The following is a 20,192-nucleotide window of genomic DNA, read 5'->3' as shown; positions in this document are numbered from 1 at the left end:
TGCATAACTCTCAGAATTGCTTAAATAACGTTGAACAGCTGATAATTTTTCGTCTGAAGTATACTTAGCCATTAAAAAACTGCACCTCCAACTGTTAGATGATGTCTAACAATTGGGGTGCAGTTCAGGAGCGGTCGGTTTTGTTCATTTATCCGTAACCAGCGTGCGTGTATGCTTATGTATACTGATTGTAATTAACTTTATTTTTTGCCAGCTTCAAGTATCCGTTAACGTTCAACAGCTCACTTTCATCTACGAAGCGCAATTTAATCGGGCCGGCGGCTTCAACAATATAAGAACGCAATGCTGCCGCACCGCCGCCGATCACATAAAAGCATTGAATATCAGGGTGCTTTTTCCAGCGCTTTTTGATCAGGTCCACGATTTTGTTGGCGGCTCGACTGAAGTACAGATCGACCACCTGCTTCATGCTGGATTGTCCTTCACCAATGCGACGAATCGTAAAATCATTTTTTTTGATCCGTTGGACCAGCTTGGCGCGGCTTGGAAACCGATAACCGTATTGATCCTCGACATCGCGAATAATGCTGTCCAAATAGGTAGCCATCCCAATCTGCTCTCCTGTGCTGAACTGATTGTCGATGCTCATTTTATTAATGACAGGAAAGTCAGTAGTCAAGGCGCCAATCTCGCATATACCGATGCAGCCCTGATGGAGTTCATCATCCCGAACCTGCAGGTTGTCATGGGTAGCCATGTGAAATAACGCCGCTGCACCTTCAATAGAAATGACCGCGCGGCGGATCGACACTTTAACTTTTCGATTACGCAGGGTAGGTGTGGTCAGGAAGGTCACTTCATGCTCGCCGACAAGCCGATCCTCGAACATTTTATTGTAATAGGAATAGCTGCGTACAGGAAGGCCGGTGCCCAGCGTATATTCGACTTCCTCAATGTTGCCGTAGCCGCTGTTGGTCACGGATTGACTGACAATACCGGCATACGCAAGTGCAGTTAAGGCTACGACCAGAGACTGATCAGAAACTGCTTTATTGTCGGTCTCCTCAAGCTCCATGCTGTCCTCGTTCTCCATAGCAAGCAAGCCAACAAAATAACGCTGGCTGTTCTTGGACAGCCGAGGACTGTGAACCACGACATCAAGCGCCTTTAACGGTGAATCCTCCTCCTGTAAAATGTGTCGTTCATAGCCTGGAGCAACAATGTTTTGAATCACCAGTGGCTCGCGTACTCCGTCTAATACTACCTTGATACTGTCATTGCCGATATCTATACCAGCCAACTTCATTGATCTGACTCCTCCAATCGTTTCCCAACGAATTACTTTAGTACTAGAATTCGATTTGTTTCCACAAAATCCCTTCGTACTTTAGAACCATTTTGCAGGGAAGGCTGCAAGCAGGCAGGGTTATGAAGCAGATTTGACGAATAAGAACGTAGATTTAATCGAAATTTGTTGGTGAATATTACTTGATGAGTGTGAATCCTGCAGAAGGAGCCAATATGAAACTGGGATGGGGAAGTAAAAAGTTTACATTAGTCATAATTCCGGATGCGAACCGTTCCGTTCGCCAGTTTGAGATGCTGAATTCGATACCTTACATTGCTGTGTCCGCTGTTTTTGTCCTGATTCTCATTACTTTAGTACTATTTTTCTTTCAGGGACGAACAGCCGTTATCGCAGACCAGTTAAAGGTTAAGATCGATAGTCAGGAGCTGGTGTATAACCATACGGTGGAGGATAAGAATGAAACGATTGAGCAGCTTCAGAATGAAGTGATCAAGCTATCCCAGCAAACCTCGGAAATGAAGGCCAGAATTGATGATATTCGCAAAATGGAGGACGAGGTTCGATCGATCACAGGCTCCACCAAAATAGTAGCAGCGGCTGAAGGTACAGCCCCTCTTGATAGCGCAATGGGAGGAATCAGCCATCCGGCTACCAATAACGAAGTGAACGAGCTGCTAAGTCAAACAAAAATACAATTAAGCGATATGGACCTTGAATTGGCCGCGCTGCAGCAAAGTATTACCGATACGAAGCATAAAGCATTGGCAATTAAGGAGCAGCTTCGCGTGACACCCAATATTTGGCCTGTAGACAGTCATCGAATCACATCAACCTTTGGATTGCGGCAGGATCCCTTTACACGTCGTCCGAGCTTTCACAGCGGCTACGATATTAGCGCACCTGTCAATTCGGAGGTTTCAGTTACAGCAGATGGCATTGTGCGGGTCACTGGCAGTGATCCAGAGCGAGGCAATCATATTGTGGTTGACCACTCGAATGGCTTGCAAACCATGTATATGCATCTCAACAAAATCCTCGTGCAAAAAAATGATTCGGTTCAAAAAGGACAGCTGATTGGGCTTGTCGGATCAACAGGCAGAAGCACAGGCTACCATTTGCATTATGAGGTATTGCAGAATGGTGTCAGTGTCGATCCACTGCCCTATCTCAAATAATCCAGCCTGAAAGGGGAACGATGATGTTTAAAGGTAAGAAGCATATGAACGGTGTACATGCGACAGATACATTAATCGGTGAGGGGACCTTGTTTGAAGGCAGGATCAAGTCGGAGGCAAGCATCCGTATTGAAGGTCAGGTAACGGGCGATGTGGATTGTGCTGGCGATGTGACCATTGGCGAGAAGGGCATCGTGAAATCCAACGTGATTGCACGCAACGTCATTCTGGCTGGCACCGTCAATGGAAATGTTCTGTGCAAAGGCAAGCTGACGATCCACGCCACCGGCAAGCTGTACGGGAACACGACAGCCCAATCACTCGTTATAGCGGAAGGCGGATTGTTCCAGGGAATGAGCAAAATGGAGAGTGCCGAATCGAATTCCTTGGAGATGTCTGCTCCTTCGAAACAGACGGAATCAGTGACAACCGCGCCTACCGTTATCACATGGCAGTAGCTTACATACCCAAAGGATATGTGTACAGGGGACAAACCTGAATGCATGTCTTTTTTTTGTTAAAAGTCGCGTGATGCCAGAGTTTGCAGTATAATGTAGGCTAATGGTGAAATCGGAAAGAGGCATGCGCAAGAGGTATGTTTCAATTGATTACAAGGAGAGATTCGATGCTGGGTAAGTTTCAAATCAATAGGCGCAGTGTGCTCCTAACTTGGCTCCTATCTTATTTGGCGGTTTTATTGCTGCCTGTTTTGATGAGTGTAATCGTATACACGCAGTCAAGTAAGACGCTGGAGAATGAAATCAACCAGGCGAATCAATCGCTGCTGAAGCAGGTTCGCGAGGTCATGGACAATCAATTCGAGTCGATGGAGCGGCTGAATTTTGAATTAACCTGGAATGTCAGACTTCTACAGTTCCTGTATTCGGATAAATACCAAATCTACCCGAATGAATACTTATATGACCTGCATCAAATCACACAGGATTTGCTGTTGTACAGAACCTCCTATTCTCTGATCGATCTGTTTTATATTTATATAGCGAACAGCAATCAGGTACTCATGCCCGATGTTTACAGAGATGCTCCCTTCGCTTACAATTTGATCCATAAAAATGGTGTTTATAACTATGAGCAGTGGTTACAAATTGTTAATCAAAAAGAATTTAAAGGCTTTATACCGATGTCCCGCATTGACGAAAGCGGCAACCTCCGTAATACAGTTGCCTACATCAGCACGTATCGCAAGGAATCGGACAAGCCTGGAGCTACTAATGTAATCATGGTTGACCAATCGCGTATTCTGCGTGCTATTGAAAACATAGAGCTGTTTAACAAGGGACATGTGTTAATCCTCAATGAAGCCAACCAGGTATTGGTAACCAGCTCGCAGGAAAGCGTAAATTTGCTCAAGGATTTTCCTTTTGATAAGGAAATGCCGGAATCGAATATGTTTTTATGGAAAAAGGATGGCCTTAATTACGAGGTCACCTATATCAAATCAGATCGTTCCAAGCTTAGATACTTATCGATTATCCCGAGCCAATTGTTTTGGGAAAAAGCTGAGCGGGTGCGGAATCTGACCTACATGAGTATTTTTATTAGCTTGCTTGGAGGAATTTCCTTAACATATGTATTTTTACGCAAAAATTATAATCCGGTACGACGTCTTGTAACCGCTCTTTCCGGCAAAACCGAGCTGACTGGTGGTCAAGGTTACAATGAGTTTCGATTTATCGAGCAAGCCGTTGACCATACGTTGGTAGAAATGGCCAAAATTATGTCTGAACGTAAAAAACAATACCATATTTTACGATCCAATTTTGTTGGACGGATGTTAAAAGGAAAGCTTAATGAACAAATTCCTGTTGATGAATCGTTGGCCACCTTTAATATGCGGTTTGCTACGGACGATTTTGCCGTTATTGTGCTTTATGTACAGGAGAGCGGGACTTTCCATGAGCGTATTCAGGAAATAGGCTCGACCGACCCGCAGCAGCTGATGCAATTTATTATTACCAATGTGATGGAGGAGCTGGCAGCCCAGAACCATCAAGGCTATGTAACCGAAATGGAAGACTCGCTCGTCTGTCTTATTAATTTCTCTGCCAAGGATCCTGAAGGACGGATGGAAGAGCTGGTCCGCATCTCCAAGGACGCACAAGTGTTCATTATGTCCAAATATCATATTAGCTTGACCCTGTCGATAAGTGGTATTCATAGCGGGATTAACGGAATTTCCCAAGCTTATTTGGAAGCGCTCGATGCTATGGAGTACAAGCTGGTTATGGGCAGCAAGGAAATTTTGTCCTATGAGGATATTCACCAGAATGAGGCTATGGAAGAAGCGGACACCGTTTATTATTACCCGCTTCAGGTAGAGCTGCAGCTGATTAATTATGTCAAAATCGGCGATTTTCCGATGGCTCGACAAACACTCGATGAGATCATCGAACGCAATTTTAAACGATCATTCATGTCGGTTCCGCTAGGCCGATGTTTGATGTTCAATTTGGTCAGCACGATGATCAAAACGATCAGTGAGCTTGGTTATATCGAGGACAGCCTCTTAATACGTAACCCAAGACGGATTGAAAAAAGGATCGAGCGGCTGGCGACCTGTGAAACGATTCAGGAAATGCAGGTTCAAATGACGGAATTTCTGGAAAAGGTTTGTGAATATACATCCAACAAGCGGCAGCAAAATATTCAACAGTCCAAACAACGGGTTATGGATGAACGTATTCAGCAAATTGTTAATTACATTAACGAAAACTACACGGACCCGAATCTTAATATCTCGATGATCGGCAACCATTTTGACATGAAGCCTGCTTACTTGTCCAAGCTGTTCAAGGACCACACCAATGAAGGACTGCTGGATTCGATTAACAAGACCCGGGTGGCGCGTGCCAAGTTGATTATAGATGAAAGTGGCCGAAATGTAAGTGATGTAGCAACCTCGGTAGGCTTTAATGATGTGAATGCCTTTATTCGAACCTTCAAGAAATATGAAGGCATCACCCCCGGAAAATATAAGGAAATGAAGGAGGAATAAGCCGCTGCTATGCGGTTTTTTTCTTGTATATTGATTATTTTGTATATTCAATTGTACTTTTTGTTGATCCGAATTCGTGTTTTTGCCGATAAAATTGGCACAATTTACGATTTCATTTTATGTAAGCGTCATCATATAATACGAGTATGGGAAACAGGTTATATACACAATCTCATGTTGAAGTTATTATTCGGTTCAGCCGAAATATTAGGGAGGTCTTCATACTATGAAGAGCAAAAAGAAAATCGTCTCCACTCTAGTAGTTACAGCCATGATGAGTACTGCAGCGATCGCTTGTTCGACACCCGCAGCCACACCTGCACCTGCACCTGCTGACACGAAAGCACCTGCCGCTGGAACACCTGCACCTGCTGCGACCGCAACAACGTATCCGATGAAGACGGACAAAACACTTTCTTATTGGATGGAGATGACGGGTAACCTAGTCGGCGTAAAAGCGACTCACCAGGATGTTCCTTTCTTTGCAGAATGGCAAAAAAGAACTGGTGTTCCATTAAAATTTATTGCACCTCCTGTTAACCAGGCCAAAGAAGCACTTAACGTTATGCTGGCTTCCGGAGATTTGCCGGACATGATTGAGTTCAACTTCTTTAAGGACTTCCCAGGCGGTCCGGAAAAAGCGATTAAAGACGGATACATTCTGAAGCTGAATGATCTGATCGATAAAAATGCACCGAACCTGAAAAAATATTTGAAAGAACATCCAGACATCGACAAAATGGTTAAAACGGATAACGGAAGCTATTATTCATTCCCGTTCATCCGCGGTGATGCTTCACTGATGGTGTATCAAGGCCCGATTGTTCGTCAGGATTGGCTTGATGAGCTAGGAATTCCATTGCCGCAAACAATCGATGACTGGACTGCGATGCTGAAGGCCTTCAAAGAAAAGAAAGGCGCAGCAGCTCCTTTCACTGCAAGCAGCAAGCCTCGCGTATTTAATGAGTTCAACAGCGGACATTTCATGGGTGCGTATGGGGTAACACGTGATTTCTATATTGAAGGCGGTCAGATTAAGTTCGGTCCTGCGGAAAAGGGTTATAAAGATTGGCTGGCACTATTCCGCGGTTGGTACGAGCAAGGATTGCTGGATAAGAACATCGCAACCGTCGATTCCAAAGCTTTTGACGCGAACATCTCTTCAGGCGCATCCGGTGCTACAGTAGCGAATACAGGTGGCGGTATTGGGAAATGGCAGCCGCTTGTTGAAGCAACTAATCCTAAGGCGAAGCTGGTACCCGCACCACAGCCGGTTCTGAAAAAAGGCGATACACCGAAATTTGGTCAAAGAGATTTGCCGTTCTCCGTAAATGGCGGTATGGTAGCGATCTCAGCAACCTCCAAGAATGCAGAGCTTGCTGTTAAGCTGCTGGACTACGGCTATAGCGAAGAAGGCAATAAATACTTCAACTTTGGTCAAGAAGGCGTAAGCTACAATATGGTGAATGGCGTTCCGACCTATACGGATCTTTTAATGAAAAACCCGGATAAATTGGCTCCAGCCCAGGCGCTTTCGTTATATACTCGTGCAAATTACAGCGGTCCTTTCGTACAGGATAAAAATTATATTCAACAGTATCTAGCACTTCCACAGCAAAAAGACGCTCTGTCAGTTTGGGCAAAAACCGATGTAGCTAAATATCAATTGCCGCCAATCACACCGACACCAGAAGAAAGTACGGAAATGGCGAAAATTATGACCGATGTTAACACATTAGTCGATGAAATGACTTTGAAAATTATTTTGGGCGCTGAGCCGCTTGATGCGTATGAAAAATATGTTGAAAAGCTGAAATCCGTTAAGCTGGATCGTGCTATCGAGATTCAAAAAGCAGCTTTGGATCGCTTCAACAAACGTTAATTTGCAAGATGGGAGGGCCTACAAGCCCTCCCACCCATTAAGCTATGAGCGAGAGACAAATAGGTGAGGAAGGAGGGGTATGAGATGGCCAAAACGATGCAGCTTGAAAAGTCACAATCGGTAAGAAAGTCAAATCCTACCTTTATGACTCGGTTTATCCGCGATTTTGTGTTGAACAAATATTTATATCTGATGATGGTTCCCGTCATCGCTTATTATGCCATTTTTCACTACACTCCTATGTACGGAGCTATAATCGCCTTTAAAGACTATACCCCGATGAAAGGTATTGTGGACAGTCCTTGGGTGGGTTTGGCAAATTTTAAAGACTTTTTTGGTAGTTATTACTTTTGGCGTATTTTGAAAAATACCGTTGTGATCAGTCTCTATTCTTTAATATTTGAATTTCCTGCTCCGATTATTCTTGCGGTTTTGATTAATGAGGTCCGCAATCAAATATTTAAACGAGTCGTTCAGTCCATTACTTACATGCCTTATTTTATTTCGATGATTGTCATCTGTGGTATGATTAGTGATTTTACGAATTCGGATGGTGTTATTAATACGCTTTTGACGTACTTTGGCTATGATGGAAAAGCCATGCTGCAAAAGCCGGAGCTATTCCGAAGCATCTACATTCTTTCTGAAATTTGGCAAAAAATCGGCTGGGAGTCGATTATCTATATTGCAGCGCTGATGGGTATTGATCAGGAGCAATATGAGGCAGCCCGTATGGATGGTGCAAGCCGTTGGAAGCAGATCCTTCATATTACGTTGCCTGGTATTATGCCGACAATCGCCATCATGTTCATTTTACGGATGGGGAACCTCCTCAACGTAGGTTTTGAGAAGATCATCCTGCTCTACAATCCGGTTACTTACGATACCGCTGATGTCATATCCTCCTTCGTGTACCGTAAAGGTTTGTTGGAGTTCGGATGGAGCTACAGCGCCGCGGTGGGCATATTTAATTCGGTGTTGAATCTGATACTATTGATTACAGCGAATTACATTAGTCGCAAAGTGAACAATAGCAGCCTATGGTAAGGAAAGGAGAGATAGGATTATGCCAAAGGATCAAGGGTTAATGGATAAGGCATTGGATATTGGTATCCATGTGGGACTTTTTCTTTTAATGATTATTGCGCTCTATCCGATGCTGTATGTTGCTTTTGCATCCATCAGTGACGCAGGGCAGCTGATAGCACACAAAGGATTGTTGTTTAAACCGTTGGGATTCAGTATTGAAGCTTATAAGAACGTTTTTAAAAATCCAGGCATATTGATCGGATACCGGAACACCTTGTTTATTTTGGTGATGGGTGTCATTCTGAATCTGCTTATGACGGCTATGGGTGCGTATGTGCTTTCTCGTAAAAATGTAATGTGGAACAAGGTATTTATTATTATTATCGTATTTACCATGTTTTTTAATGGCGGCTTGATTCCTTTGTACCTGACTGTTAAAAATGTTGGATTAATCAATTCACTTTGGGCGACGATTATCCCATTTGCAATTAGCACCTTTAATCTGATCATCATGCGTACGGCCTTTATGTCCGTGCCAGACAGTCTGGAAGAATCAGCCAAGATTGACGGAGCCAATCACTTTACGATCCTGTTCAAAATCATTATTCCATTGTCCATGCCAGTTATTGCCGTTATGATCCTCTATTATGCGGTTGAGAAGTGGAATGGCTGGTTCTATGCATCTGTATTCCTGAAGGACCGTGAGCTGTTCCCGCTGCAGCTGACGCTGCGTGAAATATTGCTGGCCAATCAGACAGACAGCATGTCGGCAGGAGCGAGTGCCGGGGATCAGTTCCAGATTGGGGAAACGATCAAATATGCGACCATCATGGTAGCTACGATTCCAATTCTGTGCGTATATCCATTCGTACAAAAATATTTTGTTAAAGGTGTTATGGTAGGCGCATTAAAAGGCTAATCGACCATAATGGCCAAGAGCTGATACTGAAAAGTCGTTCATACTCCTATTCGGAATAGGTGTAGGAACGACTTTTTGTTAATTCCAGTTCGGTAATAGTGAATATGATTTGAAATATAATCTTCTTTCTTCCCGATTTTTAAAAATGTGTGAGAGCTGGTTAGGTGTCTATCTTAAAGCAAATGTCCGCCAGACACTTCAATGTCCTGGGCTGTAACCCAGCCGAAATCATCGGACAATAAGTTCACAATGACCTTCGCAAGATCTTCGGGCTGGCCGATTCTGCCGAATACCGATTGCTCAGCCAGCGGCTTGATGAATTCAGGATGCTTATCGAATACTCCATCGCCAAAATTGCTGTGCGTAGGACCGGGAGAAACTGCGTTGACCCGAATTTTGCGAGGTGCAAGTTCTTTGGCGATATAGCGAGTCCAAGTTGAGAATGCTGCTTTTAACGAGCCGTAGGCGGAGTATCCTGGGAATGATTGGTTCTTGGAGGAACTCGTGGTATTCACGATGGCTCCAGCATCCTCCATGAATTGGACGAGGTGTTGTGTTAAAAAAACCGGTCCTTTAAAGTTCGTATTCAGAATTTTGTCGAAGTACTCTTCGCTCATCTCAGTGAGCATCATGGGTCCACCAACACCGCCATTATTAACTAAGTAATCAAAGGTTGTTCTGTCCCAAATTTCTTTGAGGCTCTTTTTTACTTCTAGAACGAAACCTTCGAATGTTGATATTTGAGTTAGATCCAACTTCAGTGCTACAGCCCGAACTCCTTTATTCTCCTCAATTTCCTTAACGACAGCTTCTGCCCGGTCCTTATAGGAATTGTATGTGAGAATGACGCTAATTCCTCGCTTGCCAAACTCAAGAGCTGTTGCTTTCCCAATTCCATTGCTTCCACCTGTTACGATTGCGATTTTCATAAAATCCTCTCCTTTTTGTGTTCGATCTGGTTTTTATTTTAGTCGCTTCTGCTAAAATAATATAGATTTAATAATGCCTTTTAATTGCCTAAAACCACCATGTGTGATTTCGGAAAACTCGAATTATCCCCTTTTTTTAATATAAGAGGAGCCTAAAAATGCCGATCTATTGCAAAGCTGTGTTGAGGAATAAGAAGTCATGTGATAGAATAAGTGTATGAAAAAAGTTATAGATGAAATTATTGATCTAATGAAAAGTGCAGGCACTCGACCCATTGAAACCGGAGTACCGGGGCTAAGCATGATTAAGGGAGACATTCCCGCACATCAACTCGCAGCGCTCTACGAGCCAATGATTGGTTTTACGGTTCAAGGAACAAAGATTCTTTCAATCGGGGAGCGTAGCGCCACCCTGGAAGGGCCGTCGTATTACGTGGTACCGGTACATGTTCCCGCAACGGCGAGTGTACATCCAGACCGTGATGGCCGTCCTTACATGTCCCTAGGTCTTGCGTTGAATCAGAATGTTCTTCAGAGTTTATTAAGAGATCTTCCTGAAAATCTAATACCAACTGCTTCTGGGCATTTCGCAGCCTGTGAAATAGACATTGAATTTATGGAGGCATGGCTGCGCTTATTACGATTAATGAATACATCAAGAGATATCCCAGCTCTTGCACCGGCTTATGAACGCGAAATCCTTTATCGCGTTCTGATAGGACCACAAGGATGGTACCTGAGGCAACTTGGTCTGCGGGAAAGTAATTTCTCTAGGATTTCTCAAATTGTAAAATGGTTTCGCGATAATTTTATGAGGCCATTAGACATCGGTGAGATGGCATCAAAATCTGGTATGGCTATAAACACCTTTCACCGTCAGTTTAAACGTGCAACTGGTTTAAGTCCTATTCAATTTCAAAAGCAATTAAGGCTTTTGGAGGCTAGAAACCTCATTGCATTTGAGGGCTATGCAGTAGCCAGTGCCGCATATCAAGTTGGCTATCAGAGTCCCTCACAGTTTAATCGAGAGTACTCCCGCTTCTTTGGTTCGTCTCCAGCTCGGGATACTGAGAATCTAAGACGAATCGAAAGCGCGAGGGATTAGATAGCTGGCATCTTTTTGGCACGCTCAAGGTATGTGGAGTACGCGGTAGGGATATATCGGGAGGACAGAATTTAATAGTTTCTTTATTGAGCTGAGTCTATCGATCAGAATTTAAGGCTGAGAACTTCCTAAAGGAGGTTCTTTTTAGCATTTTTTGACTCATTCATATACTAATTATTTTTTTGCTCGATTCTTATCTAATAAGACAGGCAATGTAATGGTTGCAAACAATGAAAAATACCGATATACGAATGCAACTGCAGCCGATTTTTGGGCTGATTTGGGCTAAATAGTCAAGCACTCATTTTGGGGTTGATCCTAAATTTTTTCATTTATTTCTCTTGTATATGGATAATAAATCCATTAATATAATCTTATTTAACGGAATAAGGAAAATAAATTCAAAAATAAAACTATTGCAATATGCTGTATTTCGAGGTATTATACAGACATTAATAAAACGCTTTCATTGCCAATAAAGTTATTTTAAACCGGTTTAATCAAGGTGGTGATAATTACATATTGGTCAACATAATATGATGCTAAATAGTATTATTAATTTTATTAAACCGGTTTAATTTCCACTATATAGAGCATACCTGAATTTATTAGCAAATAACCGCTTTTATTAAACCGGTTTAAGTTATCAGGGAGGTGAAGAACAGGAATTAACCCGTTTCACCGCATTTTCAAAACAAGGGTTGAATTATAAGCTCATTATGGAGGGGAAATTTTTGAAAAAAATCGGGTTACTAATGGTTATGATATTAATGCTTGCGGTTGCGCTGGCTGCATGTGAAAGTGATCCCAATGCCAAGACATCAGTCGTTGTGACACCTGTGACTCCTGATAAAGCACCACCCGCAGCTCCTGCCAAGATAGAGGGTTACAAAGAGGCACCGATGCTCGCCAAGCTTACTGCTGCCTCAACTTTGAAAGCGGTTACTGAACGATTGCCGGCCAAGGAAGATATCATGGTGGAAAAGGTATTGGAGGAAACGGGTAAGTACGGCGGCGATTGGAAGCTGCCTTGGACAGGAGTCAATGATCGCTGGACGGTCGGTCAGCCTACAGAGGAAGCGCTTTTCCGTTTTAACAAGGATGGAAGCGCGGTCGAACCTAACATCGCCAAAGGCTACGACGTCAATAAAGATTCAACGGAGTTCACCATTTACTTAAGAAAAGGGATGAAGTGGTCGGACGGAATGCCTTTTACAGCTGATGATGTCCTGTTCTATTGGGAGCATATGTTGACCAAAGAGACGTTCGGTAAAAAAATCTATGATGCTTATTACTCGGTTGATCCTGTAACGGGTGATAAGGCTTTAGCGACAGTGACCAAAATTGATGATTACAGCTTCAAGGTCGTTCATAAATATCCAAGTGTGCAGTTCCTGGAGCGTGTGGCGATTGACAACAAATGGTTTCAGGCACCGGCACATTTTCAGAAGACTATTTTACCTGAATTCATAGGTCAGGAGAAGGCGCTAGAGATCGCCAAAAAATGGGGCTTCGAGGACGTCAAATCGTTCCTGGTCGCAACCGGTTATTATTACTGGGTCTACCCGCAAATTCCAACCTTAAGAGCTTGGGTAGCGAAAAATGATCCCAATAGTGATCAATTTATTATGGAACGCAATCCGTATTTCTGGAAGGTTGATGGTGAAGGCAACCAGCTGCCGTATATGGACCGTATTGTAGCTACCAAGGTTCAGGACCCGGCACAAAGAATTCTCGGCACCTTGGCAGGCGATTATAATATTATCGATTTTGACTTTAAGGATTTCACGGTATTAAAAGAAAATGAGAAAAAAGCAGGCTTCAGAGTTATGAATTGGTCAACGCCAACCTGGTCAAGTGCGGGTATTCAGCTCAATCAGACGATCGCAGATCCGAATCTGCGCAAGCTGTTCCAGGATATCAAATTCAGAGAAGCGTTATCGGTTGCGGTAGACCGTAAAGAAATTTCCGAGATCGTTACGAATGGGTTAGGCGCTCCAATTCAGGCATCGGTTCCCGAAGGCTTGGTCGGCTATCAAAAGGGTTGGGCGGATCAATGGAGCAAATTCGATCCGAAGCGTGCGAATGAGCTCTTGGATGGGCTTGGATTGACAAAACGTGATAAAAACAACTTCCGTCTCAATGAGGATGGATCGGATTTAACCATCACCATTATTGAAGGCAGTACGAGCACCGCAGGTTTTCTGGAATTGGTCAAAAAATATTATGAAGCTGTAGGCATCAAGGTAGACCTTAAGGTTGTGGATACCGGCACCCATCAAGAGCTCAAGTACTCGAATAAAATCCCCGCCACTACTGAAAATATTTCGATGGTTAATGTATCCTTCCGGCCTGATACGCTTGTACCTCTAAGAGTCCTCACTCCATGGTACGGACAATATGGATTGTACAGCTCCTCGAATGGCAAGGAAGGAGTTAAGCCTGAGGGTGATGTTGCCTTGATTCTTGACTACTGGAGTAAAGTGAAAGCATCGGCAACCAAAGAGGAAATTAATAAATGGAGTAATGAGATCATCAAGCTTCATCAAAAAAATCAGTGGGTTATTGGTTACGCAGGTCCGACACCTCGTCTGATTGTCGCATCCAATAAAGTCGGAAATGTGCCTAAGGATTTGGTGTACTCGGATGAATTCCGCAGCATCGGCCATGGTCATCCTTCACAGTTTTTTATCAAACAATAAGTCGAATGGTTAATCAACCCGCGGGGAAGTGAGCTTCCCCCTTGTTGGTTTCAATGGCATCTTCGAATTAAGCGGAGAGGATAGGATCAGAGATGCTCCAATATATTTTAAGAAGAATCATCTTAGTCATACCCGTAGTGATTTTCATTTCTATTATCGTGTTCTACATCATTCAGCTTCCTGCCGGTGATTATGTATCTAATTATGCCGCCAAAATGGCTGTAGCCGGCGATGTAATGACACAGCAGGATATGGATGAAATGAGAGTAAGTCTGAAGCTGGATCAGCCCTGGTATATACAGTATCTTGTATGGATGAAAAACATTATCCTGCATTTCGACTTTGGCTATTCCTTTAGCTATAACAAACCGGTTATGGCGGTTATCCAGCAATACATGGCGCTCACGATCATCGTTTCTCTGGTGACCATGGCGTTCACGTACGCAGTTGCGATTCCAATCGGTATTTATTGTGCAGTGAGGCAATATTCGATAGGCGATTATTTATATTCAGCTATAGGCTTTCTCGGGATGGCAACTCCGCATTTCCTGTTAGCGATTCTTCTTATGTATCTGTCTTACGTGTATTTTGGAGATCCGCTGCTGGGGCTTTTTTCAAGCGATTATGTGAATGCCGGGTGGTCCATGGGTAAGGTTCTTGATTTACTGAAGCATATGGTTATTCCTGTTATTGTTATTGGTTTGGCTAATACCGCCGAGCTGATTCGTGTCATGAGAGGTCAAATGCTGGATGAGCTGAATAAGCCGAATGTAGTGACTGCCAGATCCAAAGGCTTATCGGAAACCAAAATCCTGCTTAAATACCCGACGCGTGCCGCTATGAATCCTATCGTCAGTACGATTGGCTGGTCACTCACTTCGATTTTCACAGGCTCCACCATAACGGCTATTGTACTGAATTTACCGATTCAGGGTCCTGTCATGTATAACGCTTTATTAGGTCAGGATATGTATTTGGCGGGAACCTGGCTATTGTTTATGGCTATACTGACGGTCATTGGGACCTTGATTTCCGATATTTTATTGGCATGGCTGGATCCAAAAATTCGCACAGAGTTCAGAGGTATGTAATATGAAAACAATCCCGATATTTGGAAGACAGAAATTAACGCCGATCAAACCCGCCATCACTAACGACGTCTACTACAGCTCACAATGGCGACTTATGTATCTAAGGCTCAAGAAGCATAAGTTAGCTCGAATCAGCTTATTTATTTTATCGATGTTTTATTTGGCCGCCATCTTCGCACAGTTCATAGCACCGTACGGCTTGCAGAGCTATGACAGCAAATATGTGAATGCGCCTCCTGTCAAAGTGAGCTTCTTAGATGCAGATGGCAAGTTTCAATTTCAACCCTTTGTCAGCGAGTTGAAGTCAGCGAGGGATCCGGTTACACTGCGCAAAATGTTTGTGCAGGATGACAAGGTGCGTCATGCAGTCCGGTTTTTTGTGCAGGGTGAAACTTATCAATTTCTGGGTCTGTTCTCAACCAATATTCACTTGTTTGGCGTAGATGAGCCGGGACGTTTATTTCTATTTGGTACAGACGGGATGGGGCGCGATCTGCTGTCGCGAATCGTTCTGGGGAGTCAAATTTCATTAAGCATTCCTCTTATTGGAGTAGCGATTAGTTTTGTGCTCGGATTGCTAATCGGCGGAGTGTCGGGCTATTTCGGTGGCTGGATCGATTCAGTCATTCAACGGATCATCGAAATTATTCGCTCCTTTCCAACCTTGCCACTGTGGATGGCGCTATCGGCGGCCATTCCGCCACGCATACCGGTCGTCACGATGTATATCTATATCGTGATCATCTTTGCTTTTATCGGATGGACGGAGCTGGCGAGAGTTGCCAGAGGCAAGTTCATCTCCTTGAAAAATGAAGAGTATGTATTAGCAGCCAAAATAGCTGGCGTCAGTGATGCCAAAATCATTCTTAAGCATCTGCTGCCCGGTTTTATCAGTTATTTGGTTGTCGCAACGACCTTGGCCATACCGAGCATGATCCTGGGTGAGACCGCGATGAGCTTTCTTGGACTTGGTATCCGGTCACCCGCAACGAGCTGGGGAGTACTGCTTCAGGAAGCGCAGCAGATTGAAAATATCGCTTTATATCCGTGGAAGTTAATACCTTTGGGCTTTGTTATCATCACCGTATTAACCTTTAATTTTCTGGGAGATGGATTACGTGATGCGGCAGACCCTTATAAGAGATAAGCGTGAAGAGCTCGAACCGGTACCTATTTCAATATAGTGAGGGGATATTATGGCATCACAAGCTTCTCAGGCTTCAATAGCTCCACAGGCTGAATCTGAACAACCCCTTCTTTCCGTTCAAGATCTCAAAATCCGCATTCAAATGGATAACGGGGAAATGAAAGCCGTAGATGGAGTTGACTTCGAAATAAAAAAAGGAAAAACGCTCGGTCTTGTGGGCGAATCCGGCTGTGGCAAAAGCTTGACCAGCAGAGCCATCATCAGCATCAATCCGAAAGAGTGTGAAACCACAGGCCAGATTGTTTATCACTCTACTGCCGAGAAGACGTTAAACAATTTGAATCTGTTATCGTTAGACCCGCGTGGCAAACAGATCCGTTCCATTCGCGGCAGAAAAATTGCGATGATTTTCCAAGAGCCGATGACAGCCTTCTCACCGATGTACACGATTGGCAATCAGATCATGGAATCGATATTGATCCACCGCACAAAGAATAAAAAAGAAGCCAAGAAAATAGCGCTCGAAATGTTAAGCAAAGTTGGAATTTCAGATCAGGAAAAACGATTTGATCAATATCCGCATGAATTTTCCGGCGGCATGCGCCAGCGAGCCATGATCTCGATGGCCTTGTCCTGTAATCCGGAGCTGCTGATCGCCGATGAGCCGACAACCGCATTGGATGTTACGATTCAAGCACAGGTGCTGGAGCTTATGAAAGGACTGCAGAAGGAATTTGGGATGGCGATTTTGCTGGTGACCCATGATCTGGGCATCATTGCAGAAATGTGCGACGAGGTAGCGGTCATGTATTTGGGGAAAATCGTGGAGCAGTCGACGGTCGATGAAATATTTTACAATCCGAAGCACCCTTATACGAAGGGTCTGCTCAAATCGATGCCCAAATTAGGCACAGACCGCAATAAACGCTTGGATTCCATCGAAGGCACGGTTCCAATGGCTATTAATTTGCCTCCTATGTGCGGTTTTTACGATCGCTGCACGGACCGGATTGAAGGTGTATGCAATGTGCAGGCGGTACCCAAAACCAGGCTATCCGACAATCATATGGTTAGATGCTTTCTGTACAAGGACAAGAATGAAGGAGAATAAATATGTCTAAACGTATCTTGGATGTAAATAATCTAAATAAGGATTTTCAAGTGAAATCCAAAACCAAGTTATTTAGTAAACCTTCTTACATTCGTGTGTTAAACAATGTTTCTTTTGAGCTGATGGAGGGAGAGACCTTAAGTATTGTGGGTGAATCCGGCTGTGGTAAAACGACCTTGGGCCGATGCATCGTAAGAGGAATGAATGCAAGCTCCGGCGAGGTGCTTTATCATACTGAGGGCGGAGAGCAGGTTAATTTTTTAGGGCTGCAGGGTAAGGAGTTCAAGAAGTACCGAAAAGATATCCAAATGATTTTTCAGGACCCGTACTCCTCGCTCAGTCCAAGAATGAGTGTGTATGACATTATTTCCGAGCCGCTGATTGCCAACTTCAAGCTGAGCAAAGCCGAGGTTGATGACAAGGTCACGGAAATCGCTCAAAAGACCGGATTAAATGTCAGCTATCTCAAGCGTTATCCGCATGCGTTTTCCGGTGGGCAAAGACAGCGTATTGCGATTGCCAGGGCACTTGTTTCCAAGCCCAGACTCATTGTATGTGATGAGGCGGTGTCGGCTTTGGACGTTTCGATTAAAGCGCAAATTATTAATCTATTGAAGGATCTTCAGCAGCAGCTGCAGATCACGTATATTTTTATCTCACACGATTTGTCTATCGTTCAAAACATATCCGACAGGGTAGCTGTGATGCATTTGGGTAAAATCGTGGAGCTAGCGCCAGTGGATTCATTATTTGATCATCCCAAACATCCTTATACCGAGGCGCTTCTATCGGCAGTGCCCGAGCCAGATCCACATCTGAAAAAAGATCGCATTATTCTCGAAGGCGAAGTTCCGAATCCAGCTAACCCTCCAAGTGGATGTCACTTTCATCCAAGGTGTGCTTATAAGACTGACAAGTGTATGAAGCAAGAGCCGGAGCTGCAGCTAGTCGGTGATCATCATTATGCTGCATGTCACTATGCTAACGAATTTACATTAAGGGGCGTAAACCATGAGTCACAAGACAAGTAATATTTCCGAGCACAAGAAATTAATTGTATTTCTGGATTGCGGAGATACGATCATTGATGAAGGCACCGAAATTCGGGACGATCACGATATCGTCATCCAGGCCAATGTCATTCCCGGAGCGGATGTGATGGTCAAGACGTTGGCCGAACGCGGCTACACGCTGGCTATCGTGGCTGACGGTTACGCACAATCGTTCAAAAATATATTGACGGACAATGGATTATACGACTATTTTGCCACAATGGTATATTCGGAAACAGTTAAGGCGTATAAACCAAGCCCACGCATGTTTAAAGCCGCGATCGGAGCCTTGGATCTTACGGAGCAGGACTGCTCGCGCATTGTCATGGTAGGCAACAATCTGAGCCGCGATATTAAGGGGGCCAATGAAATGGGCATTACGAGCATCTTTCTGAGCTGGACACCGAGATACCCCAAATTACATACGGATGAAAGCGAGATTCCCGATTATACGATCAGTGAGCCGCTGGAATTGATTGACCTAGTGGAAAAGCTTAATCAACAATTAGGCTGAATTGATTTCTGAGGAGATGTTGATCAGATATGGCCAAAATTGATGATGTTGCAAGATTAGCGAAGGTGTCCAAGGGGACGGTATCGAATGTTTTTAGCCAAAAAAGACCTACAAGCAAGGAAGTCACAGAGCGGGTCATGAGTATTTCCAGGAAATTAAATTACGTGCCTAATCATATTGCGCGCAGCTTGGTTACCAAAAAAACAATGGCTATCGGGTTGACGATACCGCATGGCAGCTTCTTTTTCAGCGCCTTTCATTCGCAGTTTATCAACGCGGTAATATTGGAAGCTTCCTATTATGGATATAGAGTGCTGCTCGATATGATCCCTTTGCAGAAGGTGAAGACGCCTTTCTTGTCGAGTTATCCGATTGATGGCGCTGTGGTTATGAGTCCTACGACAGATGATGAGCGGATCGATCTGATGCATCACGGTCAAATTCCCTTTGTTACTGTCGGGAAAGTGATGAATACCAATATGGATCATGCTGCAAGTGTAGATAACGATAATATGAAAATTATTACTAGCATATGCAACTATTTAATAGATAAGGGTCATCGCAATCTGATGTTCTTGAATGCAAACGAGCTGATGACCGTATCGATTGTAAGAAAAGCGGGATTTATCCAGGCCATGCATGATCACCAGATCGAAGTGGAACCGCACATGATTCACCATAAGCCAGCGATATTGTCCAATGAATATATGGATTATGGATACGCCGAAACGATCCGTGTATTGGGAAAGCTCAAGAAACAAGTAACGGCCATTATTGCCGATGATGACCGAACGGCGTTTAGCGTGCTGAATGCTATTAAGGATCTGGGTCTAAGGGTACCTGAGGATATTTCTCTATTCGTCATATGCGGAGATCTTTCGATGATGGTGCAATCCAACCCCTCCTTGACGAGTATGGATTTGCAGCCCTCGGAGCTTGGGGTTCAATCGGTCAGACTGTTAATGCATAAATTGGACGTGTTAAAAGGCGATTTCCCTGAAAATAAAATTATCGAAAGCAAGATTATCGAAAGAGACTCTTGTTCGACGATTTAACGCTTACTATTTAAGCTTCCTGCGGAAGCTCTAAAAGCCGGTGAACAACGAGCGGAGCGGCCAAATGATCCTGGAGAAGCGTAAGCGCTCGCCTTTGAAATCGTGAAAAAACCTCTTAACCTATTCAAATTTCACGATTTCAACAGCTGAGAGTTTGCTTAAGCAAACTGGCTTCGTAAGCATTATCCCGGAAGG

General features: G+C 43.8%; 16 protein-coding genes. 14 read left to right on the top strand and 2 right to left on the bottom strand.

What is annotated here, in order from left to right; translation table 11 throughout:
• Positions 1-175: 175 nt before the first annotated feature.
• A complete protein-coding gene (locus LRL21_RS37765; protein ID WP_240420967.1) occupies positions 176-1,267 on the bottom strand; it encodes a ParM/StbA family protein in 1,092 nt (363 codons plus the stop codon).
• A gap of 215 nt (positions 1,268-1,482) precedes the next feature.
• Between LRL21_RS37765 and LRL21_RS37760 the strand changes: the two genes are divergently transcribed.
• From LRL21_RS37760 to LRL21_RS37735, 6 genes are all read left to right on the top strand, one after another.
• A complete protein-coding gene (locus tag LRL21_RS37760; RefSeq protein WP_240420966.1) occupies positions 1,483-2,445 on the top strand; it encodes a peptidoglycan DD-metalloendopeptidase family protein in 963 nt (320 codons plus the stop codon).
• Between the two features lie 20 nt (positions 2,446-2,465).
• A complete protein-coding gene (locus LRL21_RS37755) occupies positions 2,466-2,903 on the top strand; it encodes a bactofilin family protein (RefSeq protein WP_240420965.1) in 438 nt (145 codons plus the stop codon).
• Between the two features lie 167 nt (positions 2,904-3,070).
• Complete coding sequence (locus LRL21_RS37750; RefSeq protein WP_240420964.1) at positions 3,071-5,461, top strand: helix-turn-helix domain-containing protein; 2,391 nt, start codon at positions 3,071-3,073, stop codon at positions 5,459-5,461.
• 226 nt (positions 5,462-5,687) lie between these two features.
• Positions 5,688-7,343: a type 2 periplasmic-binding domain-containing protein gene (locus LRL21_RS37745; protein WP_240420963.1), complete on the top strand. Its 1,656-nt coding sequence runs from the start codon at positions 5,688-5,690 to the stop codon at positions 7,341-7,343.
• A 144-nt stretch (positions 7,344-7,487) separates the two neighbouring features.
• Entirely contained in the window at positions 7,488-8,390 is a 903-nt protein-coding gene (locus tag LRL21_RS37740; RefSeq protein WP_240420972.1) for an ABC transporter permease, read from the top strand.
• A 19-nt stretch (positions 8,391-8,409) separates the two neighbouring features.
• A complete protein-coding gene (locus tag LRL21_RS37735) occupies positions 8,410-9,291 on the top strand; it encodes a carbohydrate ABC transporter permease (RefSeq protein WP_240420962.1) in 882 nt (293 codons plus the stop codon).
• A 173-nt stretch (positions 9,292-9,464) separates the two neighbouring features.
• On the opposite strand, the gene LRL21_RS37730 is transcribed toward LRL21_RS37735, so the two are convergent.
• On the bottom strand, positions 9,465-10,220 hold the full coding sequence (locus LRL21_RS37730; RefSeq protein WP_240420961.1) for an SDR family NAD(P)-dependent oxidoreductase: 756 nt from the start codon (positions 10,218-10,220) through the stop codon (positions 9,465-9,467).
• A 217-nt stretch (positions 10,221-10,437) separates the two neighbouring features.
• Between LRL21_RS37730 and LRL21_RS37725 the strand changes: the two genes are divergently transcribed.
• The 8 genes from LRL21_RS37725 to LRL21_RS37690 all read left to right on the top strand — a co-directional run bounded on the left by LRL21_RS37725 (position 10,438) and on the right by LRL21_RS37690 (position 19,997).
• Complete coding sequence (locus tag LRL21_RS37725) at positions 10,438-11,325, top strand: AraC family transcriptional regulator (RefSeq protein WP_240420960.1); 888 nt, start codon at positions 10,438-10,440, stop codon at positions 11,323-11,325.
• 734 nt (positions 11,326-12,059) lie between these two features.
• Entirely contained in the window at positions 12,060-14,027 is a 1,968-nt protein-coding gene (locus tag LRL21_RS37720; protein ID WP_240420959.1) for an ABC transporter substrate-binding protein, read from the top strand.
• Between the two features lie 92 nt (positions 14,028-14,119).
• Positions 14,120-15,118, top strand: a complete 999-nt coding sequence (locus LRL21_RS37715; RefSeq protein WP_240420958.1) for an ABC transporter permease — start codon at positions 14,120-14,122, stop codon at positions 15,116-15,118.
• A gap of 1 nt (position 15,119) precedes the next feature.
• Positions 15,120-16,265 (top strand): ABC transporter permease, encoded by a 1,146-nt coding sequence (locus LRL21_RS37710; protein WP_240420957.1) that lies wholly within the window; start codon positions 15,120-15,122, stop codon positions 16,263-16,265.
• A gap of 49 nt (positions 16,266-16,314) precedes the next feature.
• Positions 16,315-17,376: an ABC transporter ATP-binding protein gene (locus tag LRL21_RS37705; protein WP_240420956.1), complete on the top strand. Its 1,062-nt coding sequence runs from the start codon at positions 16,315-16,317 to the stop codon at positions 17,374-17,376.
• A gap of 2 nt (positions 17,377-17,378) precedes the next feature.
• Entirely contained in the window at positions 17,379-18,407 is a 1,029-nt protein-coding gene (locus tag LRL21_RS37700; RefSeq protein WP_240420955.1) for an ABC transporter ATP-binding protein, read from the top strand.
• Complete coding sequence (locus tag LRL21_RS37695; RefSeq protein ID WP_240420954.1) at positions 18,388-18,942, top strand: HAD family hydrolase; 555 nt, start codon at positions 18,388-18,390, stop codon at positions 18,940-18,942. Before LRL21_RS37700 ends, LRL21_RS37695 begins: the two co-directional genes overlap by 20 nt.
• Before the next feature lie 29 nt (positions 18,943-18,971).
• A complete protein-coding gene (locus LRL21_RS37690) occupies positions 18,972-19,997 on the top strand; it encodes a LacI family DNA-binding transcriptional regulator (RefSeq protein WP_240420953.1) in 1,026 nt (341 codons plus the stop codon).
• The last annotated feature ends 195 nt before the right edge of the window (positions 19,998-20,192 follow it).

This window comes from Paenibacillus periandrae (assembly GCF_022458865.1).
Classification (GTDB): Bacteria; Bacillota; Bacilli; order Paenibacillales; family NBRC-103111; genus Paenibacillus_S; species Paenibacillus_S periandrae.
Note: the sequence above shows the minus strand (reverse complement) of the source record. Positions and strands in the feature narration are given on the sequence as shown.